Raw genomic sequence first — 15,643 nt, 5'->3', positions numbered from 1 at the left:
GGCCGGGGGCGCTGAGCATGCTGCGTTGGGCGGTTCATCGGGTGCTCCCGCGGTCAGTTATTTCGGGGGCGACGAATCTCGTCACCGCCGGGCCGGCGAGATCAGGGGAGGTGATCCGCCGGACGAGCTGCCGGACCGCCGAGCGGCCCAGCTCGTCGGGCGAACTCTCGACCGCCGTGTACGGCAGGGAGAACGCTCGCCCGAAGTCCTTCGCATAGAGGCTGACGACCGAGAGGTCGTCGGGGGTGCTGACGCCGCGCGCGGTGAGCACCGAGGGCAGCGCGGCGATCGTGGCGTCGTTGTGGACGATCAGCGCGGTGGCGGTCGGCCGGGCGTCGAGCATCGCGTTGATGCTGCGGCCGATCTCGGGCTGCCGCGACTCGCCGTAGTACGGGTGCATCTGCAGGCCGTAGCGGGCTGCGCGCTCGAGGGCGGCATCCCGGAACCGCCAGCCGTATGCGCCTCCGCGCTCGAAGACGTGCAGCGGGGGCGACACGACGATGATCTCGCGGTGGCCGCGCGCGTACAGGTGATCGACCAGCAGGCGGGCGGACTCCCCGAAGTCGAGGTCGAAGACGTCGAGGCCCTCGGTGTGCTTGGGCAGCCCGACGAGGGCTCCGGGCTGCGCTGCGTCGCGGAGAGTGGCGAGCCGCGGGTCCTCGTGGACGACGTCGAGCAGGACGACGCCGTCGACCATCCCGGAGCTGGTGACGCGGCGCAGCGCGGCGACGCTGTCGAGCTCGGTGACCAGCAGGATGTCGTAGCCGAGCTCCCGGGCCGTGTCGGACACGGGGAGGATGTACTCGAGCATGGCGGGGGCGAACTCGTCGGCGTGGAACTGGGTGAGCAGGCCGATGACCATCGTCTGCGACGTGGCGAGGGCGCGGGCGCCCGCGTTGACGATGAAGCCGAGGGACGTGATCGCCTCGTCGATGCGACGGCGGGTGTCCGGGGAGATCGAGCGCTTGCCCGAGAGGGCGTACGAGACGGTGCTCGTGGAGACGCCGGCGGCTCGAGCCACGTCGGTGATGGTGACGGCCATCGCGCCCCTCCTTCGCTCCATCGGGAAGTGTCCGGCTCGACCATCGTCGAACCGCTTCGATGAAGATAGCGCGCTCGCACGCGCCGCACAAGTCGAACCGCTTCGCTTTCCCCCGATTCAGCCTCCGCTTGCGCAAAACCGGCCCCCGAATCGCCCAGCGGACCCCTCACCCCGGCTCGATCCGCCCCGCACCCGAACCGCTTCGACAGCCTCCTCCATAACGCAGATTTGGCGCAAATGTTGCGAAGGGGGCGGGGAGAGGCGGGGAGCGCGCGCGGGCGCGGTCAGCCGACGGCGCGGGTGCTGCCGCGGTCGACGAATCCGGGCTCGATCAGCCGGACCTGGGGCGGCTCCGCGCCATCGGGATCCGCGATGCGCTCCACGAGCCGGGACACGGCCCACTCGCCCAGGAGCTCCGGGCGCGTGTCGACCGAGGTGTACGGCAGCGAGAAGGCCGTCCCGAACTCCGCCGAGAACATGCCGACGACGGAGAGGTCGTCCGGCACCGAGATCCCGCGGTCGTGCAGGAGCGACGGGAGCGCGGCGATCGTGGCGTCGTTGTGCACGACGAGCCCGGTCGCGGACGGATAGCGGTCGAGCGCCGCCGTCACCGCCTGGCCGAGCGCGGGCTGCCGCGACTCCCCCTCCACGATGTGCAGCTGCATGCCGTGGCGGGCCGCCCGCTCGGCCGCCGCGTCGCTGAACCGCCAGGCGTAGGAGCCGCCGCGCTCGAAGACGTGCCGCGGCGGCGTGACCAGCACGACCTCCCGATGGCCGAGGCCGGCCAGGTGATCGAGAGCGTTGCGCGCCGCCTCGCCGAAGTCGAGGTCGACCGCGTCGAACCCCTCGGCGTTCTTCGCGTAGCCGATGAGCGCGACCGGCTGGCGCGTCTGCCGGAGCGGCTCCAGCCGCGGGTCGTCATACGTCACGTCGAGAAGCACGACGCCGTCCACCATCGCCGACGAGGTCGTGCGGCGGATGGCCGCATCCACATCCGGATCGGTCACCATCAGCAGGTCGAAACCGTGATTGCGGGCCGTCGTCGACACCGGCAGCACGTACTGCAGCATGGCGGGGGCGAACTCGTCCTCCTGGAACTGGAGGAACAGACCGAGCACGTTCGTCTGCGAGAGCGCCAGGGCGCGGGCGCCGGCATTGGGCGTGAAGTCGAGCTCGGCGATGGCCCGCTGGATGCGCTCCCGCGTCTCCTCGGAGATGGCCCGTTTGCCCGACAGCGCGTACGACACGGTGCTCGGGGTCACCCCCGCGACCCGTGCCACATCCCGGATCGTCGCCGCCATCGCCCCTCCAGCCGTTCGCCTCGTCAATTCTCACACGGTCACGGGCATCGAACCGATTCGATCATCGAGCGCGAGCCGGGCGAATTGGAGCCGGAGCGCTAGACGATCCCGCCGACCATCGCATCCCGGCGCAGCTGCGCGTGCGTTGCGTGGAATTTGCCGTCCGCCGTCCACCAGGCCTCATGCCCGGCCGCATCCGGATCGTTCTCCACGACGACGGGCCAGTGCTCGCGGATGTTCTTCACGTAGTAGCGGATCTCGTCGCCCACGGTGCGCTTCTCGACCTTGTCGGACGCCTCGAGCTGCTCCTGTGTCGGGTCTGTCATGCGGTCATGCTACCGGCGGCACCGGCCAGACGTAGGGCAGGTCGTCGGGCACGTCCGGGAAGAGCGGCCGGTAGAACGCGGGGTCCTTGCGGACCAGGTTGGACTGATGGCTCAGATGGAACGCCGGGTCGCCGATCCACGGCGGCAGTTCGAGCTCCTCCTGCGCCCGTGCGTCGACCTCCGGAGCGAAAGTCAGCACCTGCGGGCGGACCGTGTCGGCGTGGCCGAGCTCGATCCAGGCGTCGGCCGACTCGAGCGCGTACTTGGTGAGAGCGGGCAGGTAGCCGCGCCACATCTTCGCGACGGGATGGTGGCGCCACCCGTAACCGGGCACGGTGATCGCGCGGAGCACCTGCAGCGCCTCGACGCGCTGCTTGCCCATCCGGGCACGGTCGAGCACGCGGACGCTCCGGGCGAACGAGGGATAGGGCAGGAAGGTCTGCACGGCTGCCACGGTACCCGCGGCCGCACTCCTCGCATCCCCCGTTGCACAGGCGCCCGCGACGCGCAATGCACCGGGCCGCCCGCCCTCCAGCGGGCGGCCCGGCGTCGTCAGCGCAGGTGCCGGGCGAAGAACCGAGCCGCGTCCTCGCCGGCGAACGCGGGGACGCCGCGATGGCCGCCGAGATTCGCCTGCAACGTCTTCTCCGCCGAGCCGAAGGCGTCGAACAGGTCGAGGGCGGCCTGCCGGTCGTTGCCCTCGTCGTCCCACTGCAGGAGGACGTGCAGCGGGATGGTGACCCGCCGCGCCTCCTCCAGGATGACCGCCGGGATGTAACTGCCGGCGAAGAGCCCGGCGGCGACCACCCGCGGTTCGGCGAGCGCGAGCCGGACGCCGATCGAGATGAAGCCGCCCGAGTACGCCACGGGGCCGCCGATCTCGGGGAGCGCGAGCGCCGCATCCACCGCCGACCGCCATTCCGGGACGGCCCCGTCGACGAGCGGGAGGACGAGCCGGTCGACGAGGTCCGGACCGACCGGATCGCCGGCCGCGAGGGTGCGGCGGAGGTCGGCGCGCGCCTCCTCCGTCACCGGCACCGGCGGGCGGTCTCCCGTTCCCGGCAGTTCGATGGTGAGCGAGGCGAAGCCGTCCGCTGCGGCCCGGACGGCCCGTCCAGCGAGGCGCGGGTGCATCTGCTCGATGCCCCCGGGGTGCCCGAGGAGGATCAGCGGGACGGGTGCGGAGGGCGAGGCGGACGCGGGCGTCCAGAGGATGCCCGGGATGCCGTCGAGGGTGAAGCGACGCTCGATGACGCCGTCGCTCTTGTGGTGTTCTGAAGTGAATTCGAGGTGCATGGTCGTGCCTTTCGTGGAGTGCCTGAAGGGCGCTCCCGGACGACCTATCGCCCGACCGTGTCCTCAGAGAGGAGCACCCACGTCGTTTCGCTCATGGGTATCACCTCCTCGATCTGCTGCACGGACCGGGGAAGCATAGCACCGGCTTCGCCGCGCAGTCACGGCACGGGGCGGATGGCTCAGCCGCCCATCCTGCGCATCGCGGCGGCGGTCAGCCGGGTGTGCACCTGGAAGGCGACCGTTCCCGGCACGTAGCGGTCCTCGCCGTACTCGATCGGCCGGCCACCCGCGTCCGAGCTCTCGCGGCGGAGCCGGAGCAGCGGCGACGACCGGCGAACGCCGAGCAGCTGGGCGTCCTCGCTGGTCGCGGCCGTCGCATCCAACGTGTTGTCGGCCTGGCCCGTCACGATCCCGAACCGGTCGAAGAGCACCTGCACGACGGACGCCTCGCGCGGCGAGAGCGACTGGATGATCGGGATCATCCAGGTGGCGTACGTGGTCCGCTCGAGCATCACCCGCCGGCCGTCGAGCGTGCGGACGCGGACGACCCGCAGCACCTCGTCGCCCTCGTCGAGGTGCAGGCGACGGCGTTCGGCGACCCGGGCCGGCGCCGTCTGGAGCGAGACCACCTGCCCGCCCGGTGTCATCCCCCTGCTCCGCGCCCACTGGGCGAACGAGCGCAGCTCGTCGAACTCCTGCCCCTGACGAGCGGCCGCGACCACCCACGACGATCCCTGCCGGGAGGTCAGATCGCCGCGCGCTCGGAGCAGCGCGAGCGCTCGGCGCACGGTGCCTCGGGCGACGCCGTAGGTCTCCGCCATCCGGTTCTCCGACGGCAGCGAGGTGCCGGCTCGGAACTCGCCCTGGAGGATGCGCGCACCCAGGTCTTCTGCGATCTCTCGATACAGCGACGGCATGTCCGGTCCTTCCGCCCATCCTGCGCGCACGACGTCGCCCGGTCGCGACGACATGTACACGACAGTCTCTCCGATCGTCGGGCTTCGCCGCGCATCCTCGGGATCGTTTGCGCGCCGTCAGTGCGCAGACGGCGCCAAGTGGACCGCTCCGGTTCGACGGCCGTTCACCCGCAGGTCGCGCGCAGGCAGGGTGCGCGACGAGTGCGGTCGGTTGGGTGAGGACCTGTGCCGACGGGCGCGGTGCGAGTTCGGGATCCCGCACCGGCCCGCGGCCTCACCCGAAGGAGCACCCGTGCGCAGGATCACCCGGTCGGCCGTCGTCGCGGCCCTCATCGGCGCCGTCGTCGCCGCGACGGCCGCGCTCGGCGTCGTCGCGCAGCCGGCCGCCGCGGCACCGACGCCGAACGGGACGCTGACCCTCACCAGCACGGCACCAGCGCCCGGCGATCCGCTCACGTTCTCGTACACGACGGACAAGCCGAACACGAAGAACTGGGTCGCCGTCTACAACGACCCCGCCACCGGACCGACCGACCAGAAGAGCCACGGCTCCTCCACCGACTGGGCGTACGTCGACTCCACGACGGCATCCTCCAGCGGCACGGTGACCGTCGCGAGCACGGGGCTGACCCCCGGGCACGACCTCGTCGCCTACTTCCTGTACGCCGACGGCTACACCTGGCTCGCGCAGCCGGTCACCTTCCACGTCGGCTACACGACCAGCGGCTCGCTCGCCCTCACGACGACCACCCCGCGGGCGGGAGGCGACCTCACCTTCTCGTACCGCACCGGCGACGCGAACGCCTCGGGCACCGACTGGATCGCCGTCTACGATGACCCGAAAAAGTCCCCGCTGAACCAGACCTACCCGGGGTCAGGCTCGACGGCGTGGTCGTACGTCTCCGGCACCTCCGGCACCGTCACCATCCCCGCTGGCGCACTGACCTCCGGGCACGACGTCATCGCCTACCTGCTCGCCGACGACGGCTACACCTGGCTCGCCCAGCCCGTCGTCTTCCGGCTCGCGGCGGCGGCGTCCGGACCGACCGCCGGCGGGACGCTGACGTTGCTCACCGAGGATCCGATGGCCGGGAAGCCGCTGACCTTCTCGTTCACCACCGCCACCCCCAACGCGAAGAACTGGATCGGCGTCTACGACGATCCCAGCACAGCGCCGAGCGGTGGGGCGTCGCACGGCGCATCGACGACCTGGGAGTACGTCCCGAACGCCACCTCCGGCACGGTCACGATCCCCTCCGGCGCGCTCACCGGTGGTCACACCGTCGCGGCGGTGCTCCTCTACGACGACGGCTACGTGAACCTCGCACCGCCGATCACGTTCACCCTGAAGGCCGAGCCGCCGCTCACCGGCTCGACGGAACCGACGGTCGACCACTTCCTCACCGACGACATCGTGCGGCCGGCCGTCGGTCCGTCGACGGCGGTGCGGTTCTCCGTCGCCGGGATGTGGGCGGGCGTCCGCGGCGCGGCTCCCGCCGCGGCCACGTTCACCGCGCAGGCCGGCCCGGACTGGCTCGCGGTCGCCCCCGACGGCACCGTGACCGGGACGACCCCGGCATCCATCCCGGCCCAGACGCCGCTGCTGACCGTGCTGGCCACCGAGGCGAGCGGACTGACCGGGACGCTGACCGTCGAGCTCCCGCTGACCGAGCCCGGCGCACCGCCGGCCGTGCACGCCGCGACGCTCACGATGTGGGACGGCGGAACCCACGTCGACGACGCCGTCGACAAGCTGGCGCGCTCCATCCTCGTCAACCGCTTCGACCTGGTCGCACTGCAGGCGACCGGCGGCAACGCCACGGCGGTGGCTCAGCGGCTCGGCTGGAACGCGATCGAGGATGCGGCGGGCCTGGCCGTGATCGCGCCCTATCCGCTGACCGCGCTCCCCGCGCCGGCGGCCGCCGTCCTCGCGGTGTCGGCCGCCGTCGCCGGAACCGACCTCCCCGTGTGGAACACCGCGCTCGACGGCGGCGGACCCGATCGCGCATCCGTGTGCACGGACGGGGCCGCTGCCGCCGTCGCCGCCGAGAAGGGCAGCACCCGGTACGCGCAGGCGCACACCGTCGCCCAGGCCGTGAACACGGCCCGGACCGCGACGCCGGACGGCCGGCTGCTGCTCCTCGGAGCACTGGGATCGCCGTCGAACCTCGACTGGACCGGTGCGCCGTCCGCAGCGAACTGCGGCGCGGGTCCCGTCGCCTGGCCGGTCACCTCCGAACTCCAGGCGGCAGGGCTGGCGGATGCGTTCCGCACCGCCCGCACCGACATCGCCGCCGACCCCGGCGCGACAGCCGGAATCCTCGGCGGGACGGTGAATGCGGCGGCCGCGCGGCCCGCACTTCTCGACCGTCTCGACTACGTGTACGTCGCCGGACCGCTGACCGTCCAGGATGCCAACCTCGTGGTCGACGGGTTCCCGCAGGCGTCGCCCTCGAACGCCAACCGCTGGGTGTCGGACCGCGCCGCCGTCGAGGCGACGATCGTGCTCGCGGCCCCCGCTGCCGGCGGGGGCGGGTCCGGCGGAGGAGGCGGCACCGCGGACCCGGGGACGGGCGCCGCCGCCGGGCACTCCGGACTGCCGGGGGCGCTCGCGCGCACCGGCGACGTGCTCGGACTGGTCCTGGCCGGAATCGCCGTCGCAGCCGTCGTGATCGGCGGCCTGACGATCCTGATCCGCCGGCGGAGGGACGCATCCACCCCGTCCGGCACCCCCGAAGCAGAACCGACCGCACACCCGGAGGAAGCGAACCGATGAGCCGATCCAAGCCGGAGCGCCACGCGCCCGATGTCACCTTCACCGCAGCGCCGCCGCTCGACGAGAGCGCCGCGTACGTCAGCTCGGTTCCGCGCGGCCTGAGCCGCCGGACGCTTCTGCTCGGCGGCGCCGCCGCGATCATGGCCGGGGTCGCCTACGGGACCGCGGGACGTGCGGCCCTCCCCGCCGCCGCGACCGCGAAGCTCACCGGGACCGTCGCGGACGTCAAGCACGTCGTCGTCCTCATGCAGGAGAACCGGTCGTTCGACCACTACTACGGCACGCTTCCCGGCGTGCGCGGCTTCGCCGACAAGCAGATCCTCGAGTACCCCGGCGGCGGCGACATCTTCCACCAGCCGGATGCGTCCCGCGCCGACGGTCAGGTGATGCTGCCGTTCCGGATGGACTCGACGAAGTACAACTCGCAGAACGCCGGGGGACTCGACCACAGCTGGGGCGGCGGCCACACCGCCTGGAACAACGGCGCCTGGAACCGCTGGGTCGCGGCGAAGGGCGAGCAGACCATGGGGTACTTCACCCGTGACGACATCCCGTACCAGCACGCCCTCGCCAGCGCCTTCACCGTGTGCGACGACTACCACTGCTCGCTCAACGGGCCGACGACGCCCAACCGGCTGTATCAGTGGTCCGGGATGATCGACCCGGCGGGCCGACAGGGCGGACCGGCCATCGACAACCCCGCCGACTACAACCCGGTGTACCGCTGGGGCACCTACGCCGAACGGCTGCAGGCGGCCGGGGTGAGCTGGAAGACGTACGCCAACGACGAGGTCGGCGACAGCGGAAGCCACCCCTACGTCGGCGACTACGGCGACAACCCCCTCTGGCTGTTCCAGCAGTACCACGACGCGCTGGCCTCCTCCGACCCGGCGAAGCGCCAGCTCGCGCTGAACGGCGGGCTGCACGACGGCTGGAAGGCCGACTCCGGCCGCGGCCTCGACGTCAGCTACCTGCTGTCCGACTTCGGGCGGGACTGCGCGACCAACTCTCTCCCGACCGTCTCCTACGTCGTCGCCCCGTACGGCTGGTGCGAGCACCCGTCCGCCAGCCCCGACTACGGAGCGCACTACACGAATGCCGTCGTGCAGGCGCTCTTCAGCAACCCGGAGACCTGGGCGTCGACCGTCCTGCTCATCAACTACGACGAGAACGACGGCTACTTCGACCACGTGCTCCCGCCGTTCCCCGAGGCCGGAACGGCCGACGAGTTCGTGAACGGCCAGCCGATCGGGTTCGGCGCGCGCGTGCCGCTCACGGTCGTCTCGCCATGGTCGCGCGGTGGATGGGTCAACTCGCAGACGTCGGACCACACGTCGGTCATCCGGTTCCTCGAGGTGATCACCGGCGTGACCGAGCCGAACATCTCGCAGTGGCGGCGCACCGTGTCGGGCGACCTGCTGAGCTGCTTCGACTTCGCGCATCCCGACGTCAGCATCCCGGGCGCCGATGTCGTTCCGGGCCTCGCGCAGACGCAGCAGCTGGTCGCCGCAGCGGACGCCGACCGGAGCAAGCCGGCCGTCGCCGTGCCCGCGGTGGGCGCGCAGTCGATGCCGGGACAGGATGCCGGAACGCCTCGGCACCGGACGCTCCCGTACCGGCAGAGCGCCGACGTGGCGGTGGACCGCACCACCGGCCGGGTCACCCTCACGATGCGCAACCAGGGCACCGTCGGCGTCAACCACCAGGTGTTCCCGAACATCGCGCTGCCGTTCCAGGCCGAACCGCACACTCTGGCGGCAGGAGCGACGGCGGACTGGGTGTGGGATGCCGCGGCCACCGACGGCCTGTACGACGTCAGCGTGTACGGCCCGGACCGCTTCCTGCGCCGGTTCGCCGGGACCGTCGTCCGCGGAGACCGCCGCGACATCGGCGTCCCCCACGCGACGGCCGCCGTCGGCGCGGTCGGATCGCGCAGCCTCCGGCTCACGCTCACGAACGACGGGGGCGCGGCGGTGCGCTTCCGGCTGGCCGGGAACGATTTCACCGACCACTCCGAGCAGGTGACGGTGCCGCCGCGCGGTTCGCGCACGGTCGACTGGCCGGTCGACGAGTGGGGCTACTACGACGTGGTCGTGACCGCGGGAACCGGGACCGGCTTCCGCTACCGGTTCGCCGGCCGGGTCTGAGCCTGCGCAGGCCGGCACGGCGTCCGCGCCACCCGACGGCTCCCGAGCAACTATCGTGGGGCGACGACGTCGAGTGGATCCGAGGGCAGGGCATGGCGGGCAGCGAGCCGAAGAAGCTGAGGAGGGATGCGGCGGAGAACGCTGATCGCCTCCTCGCCGCCGCCATCCGTTCCGGCCTCGCCGAGGGGCGGTTCGTGCCTCTCGAGAAGATCGCCGCCGACGCGGGGGTCGGCATCGGCACCCTGTACCGCCGCTACCCCAACCGGGAGGCGCTCCTGGAGGCGATGGCCGTGCGCGCCTACCGGCTGATTCTCGCCGAGGCGGAGGACGCGCTCGCGTCCGGCGAGAGCGGACGGGATGCGATCGCCCGCTTCCTGCGGCAGTCGTTCGAGCACCGGGACCAGCTGGTGCTGCCCTTGCACGGCGGCCCGATGACCGAAGGGACGGAGTCCGCCGAACTGCGGGGCCGGATGCAGCGGACGATGTCCGCCATCGTCGCGCGCGGTCACGCCGACGGCACCGTCCGCCGGGATGTCGACGGCGGCACCGTCGTCCGCTTCGGGGCGATGCTCGCGCAGCCCATGCCGAACGTGCCCGACTGGCCGCGGGCGGCCGAGGAGCAGCGCGTCGTCTTCCTTCGCGGGATCTCCCCCGACCCTGGGGAATAAACGGACGTTTTCCTCCGCTTCATGGGATGTGATGCCGGCGATGGGCGTCGACACCCGAGGAGGAAGGCACGACCATGAAGGCGATTCGATTCCACGAGACCGGCGGACCCGAGGTGCTCCACTACGAGGACGCGGACCTGCCCGTCCCCGGCGATGGCGAGGTTCGGATCCGCGTCGCCGGCTCGGCGTTCAACCCGGCCGACAACGGCATCCGCGCGGGCAGCCTGCCCATCCCGATCACGCTGCCGCACATCCCGGGCTACGACGTCTCCGGCACGGTCGACATCGTGGGTGCCGGTGTCGAGGGCCTCGCCCCCGGCGACGATGTGATCGGATTCCTGCCGATGACCGGCGACGGCGCGGCGGCCGAGTACGCCATCGCGCCGGCGGAGGTGCTCGTCCGAGCCCCGCGATCCGTCGCTCTCTCCGACGCTGCGGCACTGCCGTCCGTCGCCCTGACCGCATGGCAGGCACTGTTCGACGAGGCCGGTCTCGCGTCCGGCCAGCGCATCCTGATCACCGGGGCGGGTGGCACGGTCGGCGGCTACGCGGTCCAGCTCGCCAAGCGCGCCGGCGCCTACGTCATCGCCACCGCGAGCCCGCGCAGCAGGGACGCGGTCGCCGCGGCGGGAGCGGATGACGTGGTCGACCACACCACCCGATCGGTGATCGACGCGGTCGCCGAGCCCGTCGACGTGCTCCTCAACCTGGCCCCGCTGGAGCCGGAGGAGTTCGCCGCGCTGGTCGCACGCGTCCGCGACGGCGGCGTCGTGGTCAGCACGACCGCCTGGATGGCCGCCCCCGACGACACGGAGCGCGACGTCCGCAGCGTCGTCGTCTTCGTTCGCAGCGACGCCGCAGAGCTCGCGGAACTCGTCTCGCTCGTCGACAGCGGCGAGCTGCGGGTGGATGTGGCCGAGCGGGTGCCGCTCGCCGAGCTCCGCAGCATCCACGAGCGCGCCGCCGCCGGCACCCTGCGCGGGAAGGTGGTCGTCCTCCCGTAGGCGCGGCCGATGTGCGGGATGGACTCTACGACCCGGCCGGTCGCGAGAACAGGTTCACCAGCGTTCCGTCGGGGTCGCGGAACAGGGTGGACCGGTTGCCCCACGGCATGGTCGTCGGCTCCAGCACGACATCGGTCAGGACGTCGCGCAGGCGGTCGAACTCGCCGTCGACGTCGTCCACGGCGAACTCGATGATGGCCGGGCCGCCGCGGGACGGCCGGGGAGCGTCGTCGCCGAGCATGGCGACCGTCGCCGCGTCGGCGATGGCGAGGGCCACGGCCCCCTCCCGGAACTCGGCGAACACCGGGGCGGGACGCGACGCCACCGTCCCGGTGACGAGTTCGTAGAACCGCACGAGCCGGTCGACGTCGTCGGTGATGATCCTGATCGAGCTGAATGCCATGGGAAGCCTCTCCGCCGGGCCGTCCGGCCCGCACACGACCAGACTCGCCGACGCCGGCGACACCGTCCTGTCGGTGTTTATCGGCGTTCTGTGTCTCCTGGCGCCCGGCGCCTTCAGCAGTCCGGGGCCGCGGCGATCAAACCTCCAGCACCGGACGCAGATCTCCGAAGGGGATGTCGAGATCGGCCGCCGTCAGCCGGCGCCGCGGCGGCCGCTCCCCGGTCGGCTCGACCGCGACGATGCGGTCGCCGCGGAACGCCCGGATCGCGTCGCGGGAGCGGCACCAGGCGATCAGGTACCACGTCCCGTCCCGGCCGACGTATCCCTGCGGCTCCACCTCGCGCTCCGTCTCGACTCCCGCTCGATCGCGGTACCGGAGCCGGAGCACCGTCCCAGCCCGCAGGGCGTCCGAGAACCCGGCGTGAGCCGGAGCCGGCGGAGCGCCCTGGAGCAGGTGCACGCGCGCCGCCAGGGCCCGCGTCTCCTCCACCCGGCTCGCGTCCATCACCGCGAGCACCTTGGCCAGCGCCGCCGCAGCCTCTGTTCCGAACGGGGTGGAGGCGAGCATGCCGAGCCCGATCGTGACGGCGAGCGCCTCCTCGACGGTCAGTCCGAGCGGAGGGAGGGTGTGCGCCGGGTCGATGCAGTAGCCGCCGGTCCGGCCGGGTTCGGCCCAGATGGGGACGCCGGACTGCTGCAGGGACGACAGATCGCGCTCGATGGTGCGCATGCTGACCTCGAACCGCTCGGCCAGCCGTCGGGCGCTCACCGGTCGCGGCGCCACCGCGCGGAGTGCCTCCACGATCGCGTACAGCCGGTCGGTGCGGTTCATCCGTCGACTCTACCGACGGCGATCCGGACGGGAGGAACGACGACGGGGCCCAGCGGGAGCGTACGGACGCCTCCCGCCGAGCCCCGTGGAGCAGCGGCCGTCAGGCCCGCGGACGCTTGCTCGCCTTGACCGCGCTGAAGTACTCGTTCGCCGGCTTCAGGAAGATCAGGATCGTGGCGATGACACCGACCACGACACGGGCGGCGCCGAGGCCGAACCCGCCGAGGATGCCGAACAGCGACAGCACGGTCACGATCAGCAGGACGATGCGCGCCCAGTTGGCTCCACGGCGCATGAACACCGCGAAGAGCACGTAGGCGGCGATATAGAGGATGCCGAAGACGATCGCGACCGTCACCGACGCCGTCACCGTGGCGTTCAGCGCGCTGTCGGAGATCTGCTGACCCTGCGCGGCGAGCTGACGCTGCAGGTCGCCCTTGAGCGAACCGATCGTGGCCAGCGAGATGATCAGCGAGATGAGGCTGAGCGCCGCACCGACGATGTACAGCCAGAACGCGATGTTCACCTGCTGCGGAGGTGCGACCGGCGCGCCTCCGGCGGGGGCCGGCGACGACGCGGCGGGGTAACTCGGGGGCAGGTTGGAATCACTCACGGTGGGTCTCCTTCTGAAGCTGGTGGTTGCGAACGGCCCGCTGGGCCATTGCATTTGAGCGCCGCTCACGTTATCCCTTCACGGCGGCGTTAGCAATGCCGGGCGTCATGACGGAGCGCGCGTCCGGGGCTCAGGGGCGTCCGCTCTCCGTCCTCGATGACCGGCTCCCCGGCGACGAACACCCACGGAATCCCCTCGGCGGGACGCCGGGGATCGTCGAAGGTCGCGGTGTCGGCAACGCGTTCCGGGTCGAACAGCACAAGGTCGGCGACGAAGCCGGATGCGACGCGGCCTCTGTCTCGGAGCCCGAGCCGACGGGCCGGTCGCGCGGAGAGGTGGACGATCGCCTCCTCGAGGGTCAGAACCTGCTCCTCCCGCACGTATCGGCCCAGGTACCGGGGGAACGTGCCCCACGCTCGCGGGTGCGGCCGCTCCCCGACCAGGATCCCGTCACTCCCCGCGGTATGGCGGTGATGACGCATGACGGCACGCACGTTGTCCTCGTCGCCGACATGATGCAGGATCGTCGTTCCCAGACGGTCGCGCACGAGCAGGTCGAAGTACAGCTCCTCGGGCGGGCGCCCCTCGCTGCGTGCGAGATCGGCGATGGTGCGGCCGACCAGGGCGGCGAGCGACGCGTCGCGGACACCGGCGACCTGGACGACGGCCCAGTCCACCGCGACGCCGTGGCTTCCGTCGCTTCCCGTCGTGGCGAGCTCGCGCGCGACACGGAGGCGCACGTCCCGGTCGCGGAGCCGCTCCAGAGTCGACTCCGGTCCACCGGCCTGCACCCAGCTCGGGAGGAGCGCGGAGAGGGTGGTCGAGCCGGGGAGGTAGGGGTAGCTGTCGAGGCTCACGTCGACGCCACCGGCCACGGCCCGATCGACCAGGCCGAGCAACTCGCCGGCGCGGCCCCGGTTCACGTCGAAGTTCATCGTGGCGTGGGTGAGATGCAGGGCGCAGCCGGACCGCGCGGCGACGTCGATCATCTCGGCGTACCCGTCCAGCGCCCCCGCCCCGTACGACCGTTGATGCGGGGCGAAGAACCCGCCATGGCGGGCGACGACCGTGCAGAGCTCGACGAGTTCGTCGGTGCCGGCGAACATCCCGGGCACGTACGACAGCCCCGCCGACAGGCCGAAGGCTCCCTCGCGCATCCCGCGGTCCACCTCGGCGCGCATCCGCTCGAGCTCGTCGGCCGTCGGCGGCCTGTCCTCCAGTCCGACGACGTTCATCCGGATGGTGCCGTGGGGCAGCAGATAGGCGGCATTCACGGCGAGCGGATGCGCGTCCAGCTCCTCCAGATACCCGGCGACGCTCCGCCACGAGAAGCCGACGGTCTCCGGGATGCCGTTCCAGCCGGCGATCTGCTCGCGAACGACCGGCAGCGTCCGGTCGGTGACGGGGGCGTAGGAGAGGCCGTCCTGCCCGAGCACCTCGGTGGTGACTCCCTGCGTCGCTTTCGCCCGATGGTCCGGGTCGGTGAGGACTGCCAGGTCGGAGTGGGCGTGCATGTCGATGAACCCGGGAGCGACGGCCAGACCCTCCGCGGGGACGACCCGGGCCCGCGGCGCGGAGATACGGCCTCCCGCCCTCGCGATCCGTCCGTCCTCGACCAGCACGTCGCCGATGACACCGGGGCGCCCGGAGCCGTCCAGGATCAGGCCGCCGCGGAGCAGGACCGCCGTCATGCGCTCAGGGCCGCGGCCGAGAACTCGCGCGCACGCTCGGTCACGTCCGCCCAGTCCCCCGCCTGGATCCGAGCGGCGCCGACCACGCTGGTGCCGGCCGTCACCGCGAGAGCTCCCGCCCGCATCCACTCGGCGGCGTTGCCGGCGTCGAGGCCTCCGGACGGCACGACGCGAACATCGGGGAAGGGGCCGCGCAGATCGGCGAGGTACGCCGGCCCGACGAGGCCTGCAGGGAAGATCTTGACCGCCGCGGCGCCGAGTGCCACCGCGCGCATCACCTCCGACGGCGTCAGCGCGCCGAGCAGGATGGGGACACCGGCGTCCCGCGCGACGCCCGCGGCCCCCTCGCTGATGCCGGGCGTGACGAGGAACTGCGCGCCCGCCGCGAGAGCCGCCTCCGCCGAGCGGGCATCCGTCACGGTCCCGGCCCCGATGATCACGCCGTCCGCGCCGCGAACCGCTTCCGCGATGACCGCTTCGACTCCCGGTGTCGTGAAGGTGAACTCGACCGTCCGGATCCCGCCCGCCGCCAGCGCCCGGCAGAGGGCGATGGGGTCGTCGATGCGAGGCGCGCGGACGACGGCGAGCGTGCGGTCCTGTTCCAGTGCGGGGATGAGCATCCGGCCG

At 72.1% G+C, this 15,643-nt stretch carries 15 protein-coding genes; 4 read left to right on the top strand and 11 right to left on the bottom strand.

The window, feature by feature from the left end:
• Positions 1-34: 34 nt before the first annotated feature.
• The 6 genes from BJ963_RS17200 to BJ963_RS17175 all read right to left on the bottom strand — a co-directional run bounded on the left by BJ963_RS17200 (position 35) and on the right by BJ963_RS17175 (position 4,936).
• The gene (locus BJ963_RS17200; RefSeq protein WP_179457686.1) at positions 35-1,042 is read right to left on the bottom strand and encodes a LacI family DNA-binding transcriptional regulator; all 1,008 of its coding nucleotides are present in this window, start codon (positions 1,040-1,042) and stop codon (positions 35-37) included.
• Between the two features lie 284 nt (positions 1,043-1,326).
• Entirely contained in the window at positions 1,327-2,343 is a 1,017-nt protein-coding gene (locus BJ963_RS17195) for a LacI family DNA-binding transcriptional regulator (protein ID WP_179457685.1), read from the bottom strand.
• A gap of 98 nt (positions 2,344-2,441) precedes the next feature.
• On the bottom strand, positions 2,442-2,669 hold the full coding sequence (locus tag BJ963_RS17190; protein ID WP_089914299.1) for a hypothetical protein: 228 nt from the start codon (positions 2,667-2,669) through the stop codon (positions 2,442-2,444).
• A gap of 4 nt (positions 2,670-2,673) precedes the next feature.
• Positions 2,674-3,114 (bottom strand): MSMEG_6728 family protein, encoded by a 441-nt coding sequence (locus tag BJ963_RS17185; protein ID WP_179457684.1) that lies wholly within the window; start codon positions 3,112-3,114, stop codon positions 2,674-2,676.
• A 107-nt stretch (positions 3,115-3,221) separates the two neighbouring features.
• Complete coding sequence (locus tag BJ963_RS17180; RefSeq protein ID WP_179457683.1) at positions 3,222-3,965, bottom strand: alpha/beta hydrolase; 744 nt, start codon at positions 3,963-3,965, stop codon at positions 3,222-3,224.
• A gap of 179 nt (positions 3,966-4,144) precedes the next feature.
• Complete coding sequence (locus BJ963_RS17175) at positions 4,145-4,936, bottom strand: GntR family transcriptional regulator (protein ID WP_246298096.1); 792 nt, start codon at positions 4,934-4,936, stop codon at positions 4,145-4,147.
• Between the two features lie 238 nt (positions 4,937-5,174).
• On the opposite strand from BJ963_RS17175, the gene BJ963_RS17170 reads away from it, so the two are divergent.
• From BJ963_RS17170 to BJ963_RS17155, 4 genes are all read left to right on the top strand, one after another.
• Positions 5,175-7,658, top strand: coding sequence for a hypothetical protein (locus BJ963_RS17170; protein WP_179457682.1), 2,484 nt, complete (start codon positions 5,175-5,177; stop codon positions 7,656-7,658).
• Positions 7,655-9,805: a phosphocholine-specific phospholipase C gene (locus BJ963_RS17165; RefSeq protein WP_179457681.1), complete on the top strand. Its 2,151-nt coding sequence runs from the start codon at positions 7,655-7,657 to the stop codon at positions 9,803-9,805. The genes BJ963_RS17170 and BJ963_RS17165 overlap by 4 nt, the downstream gene beginning before the upstream one ends.
• 92 nt (positions 9,806-9,897) lie before the next feature.
• Positions 9,898-10,473 (top strand): TetR/AcrR family transcriptional regulator, encoded by a 576-nt coding sequence (locus BJ963_RS17160; protein ID WP_179457680.1) that lies wholly within the window; start codon positions 9,898-9,900, stop codon positions 10,471-10,473.
• Positions 10,474-10,547: 74 nt separating this feature from the next.
• Positions 10,548-11,477 carry an NADP-dependent oxidoreductase gene (locus tag BJ963_RS17155; protein WP_179457679.1) on the top strand — a complete coding sequence of 310 codons (930 nt, stop codon included), beginning with the start codon at positions 10,548-10,550 and terminating at the stop codon, positions 11,475-11,477.
• Positions 11,478-11,502: 25 nt separating this feature from the next.
• On the opposite strand, the gene BJ963_RS17150 is transcribed toward BJ963_RS17155, so the two are convergent.
• The 5 genes from BJ963_RS17150 to BJ963_RS17130 form a co-directional block, all read right to left on the bottom strand.
• Positions 11,503-11,880: a VOC family protein gene (locus BJ963_RS17150; protein WP_089914322.1), complete on the bottom strand. Its 378-nt coding sequence runs from the start codon at positions 11,878-11,880 to the stop codon at positions 11,503-11,505.
• A 136-nt stretch (positions 11,881-12,016) separates the two neighbouring features.
• Positions 12,017-12,712 (bottom strand): helix-turn-helix transcriptional regulator, encoded by a 696-nt coding sequence (locus tag BJ963_RS17145; protein WP_179457678.1) that lies wholly within the window; start codon positions 12,710-12,712, stop codon positions 12,017-12,019.
• Positions 12,713-12,812: 100 nt separating this feature from the next.
• Positions 12,813-13,325, bottom strand: coding sequence for a hypothetical protein (locus BJ963_RS17140; RefSeq protein WP_089914328.1), 513 nt, complete (start codon positions 13,323-13,325; stop codon positions 12,813-12,815).
• 89 nt (positions 13,326-13,414) lie between these two features.
• Positions 13,415-15,016: an N-acyl-D-amino-acid deacylase family protein gene (locus BJ963_RS17135; protein ID WP_179457677.1), complete on the bottom strand. Its 1,602-nt coding sequence runs from the start codon at positions 15,014-15,016 to the stop codon at positions 13,415-13,417.
• Positions 15,013-15,636, bottom strand: coding sequence for a bifunctional 4-hydroxy-2-oxoglutarate aldolase/2-dehydro-3-deoxy-phosphogluconate aldolase (locus BJ963_RS17130; RefSeq protein WP_089914335.1), 624 nt, complete (start codon positions 15,634-15,636; stop codon positions 15,013-15,015). The genes BJ963_RS17135 and BJ963_RS17130 overlap by 4 nt, the downstream gene beginning before the upstream one ends.
• Positions 15,637-15,643 lie beyond the last annotated feature (7 nt).

The organism is Leifsonia soli (genome assembly GCF_013408745.1).
GTDB classification, from domain to species: domain Bacteria; phylum Actinomycetota; class Actinomycetes; order Actinomycetales; family Microbacteriaceae; genus Leifsonia; species Leifsonia soli.
The sequence above is the reverse complement of the archived record's forward strand: the minus strand, read 5'-3'. Positions and strand labels throughout refer to the sequence as shown.

Excerpts from the sequence above, each read along its gene's own strand:
- BJ963_RS17200 (WP_179457686.1), bottom strand. The coding sequence starts at position 1,042 with ATGGCCGTCACCATCACCGACGTGGCTCGAGCCGCCGGCGTCTCCACG.
- BJ963_RS17195 (WP_179457685.1), bottom strand. The coding sequence starts at position 2,343 with ATGGCGGCGACGATCCGGGATGTGGCACGGGTCGCGGGGGTGACCCCG.
- BJ963_RS17190 (WP_089914299.1), bottom strand. The coding sequence starts at position 2,669 with ATGACAGACCCGACACAGGAGCAGCTCGAGGCGTCCGACAAGGTCGAG.
- BJ963_RS17180 (WP_179457683.1), bottom strand. The coding sequence starts at position 3,965 with ATGCACCTCGAATTCACTTCAGAACACCACAAGAGCGACGGCGTCATC.
- BJ963_RS17175 (WP_246298096.1), bottom strand. The coding sequence starts at position 4,936 with ATGTCGTCGCGACCGGGCGACGTCGTGCGCGCAGGATGGGCGGAAGGA.
- BJ963_RS17165 (WP_179457681.1), top strand. The coding sequence starts at position 7,655 with ATGAGCCGATCCAAGCCGGAGCGCCACGCGCCCGATGTCACCTTCACC.
- BJ963_RS17160 (WP_179457680.1), top strand. The coding sequence starts at position 9,898 with ATGGCGGGCAGCGAGCCGAAGAAGCTGAGGAGGGATGCGGCGGAGAAC.
- BJ963_RS17155 (WP_179457679.1), top strand. The coding sequence starts at position 10,548 with ATGAAGGCGATTCGATTCCACGAGACCGGCGGACCCGAGGTGCTCCAC.
- BJ963_RS17150 (WP_089914322.1), bottom strand. The coding sequence starts at position 11,880 with ATGGCATTCAGCTCGATCAGGATCATCACCGACGACGTCGACCGGCTC.
- BJ963_RS17145 (WP_179457678.1), bottom strand. The coding sequence starts at position 12,712 with ATGAACCGCACCGACCGGCTGTACGCGATCGTGGAGGCACTCCGCGCG.
- BJ963_RS17135 (WP_179457677.1), bottom strand. The coding sequence starts at position 15,016 with ATGACGGCGGTCCTGCTCCGCGGCGGCCTGATCCTGGACGGCTCCGGG.
- BJ963_RS17130 (WP_089914335.1), bottom strand. The coding sequence starts at position 15,636 with ATGCTCATCCCCGCACTGGAACAGGACCGCACGCTCGCCGTCGTCCGC.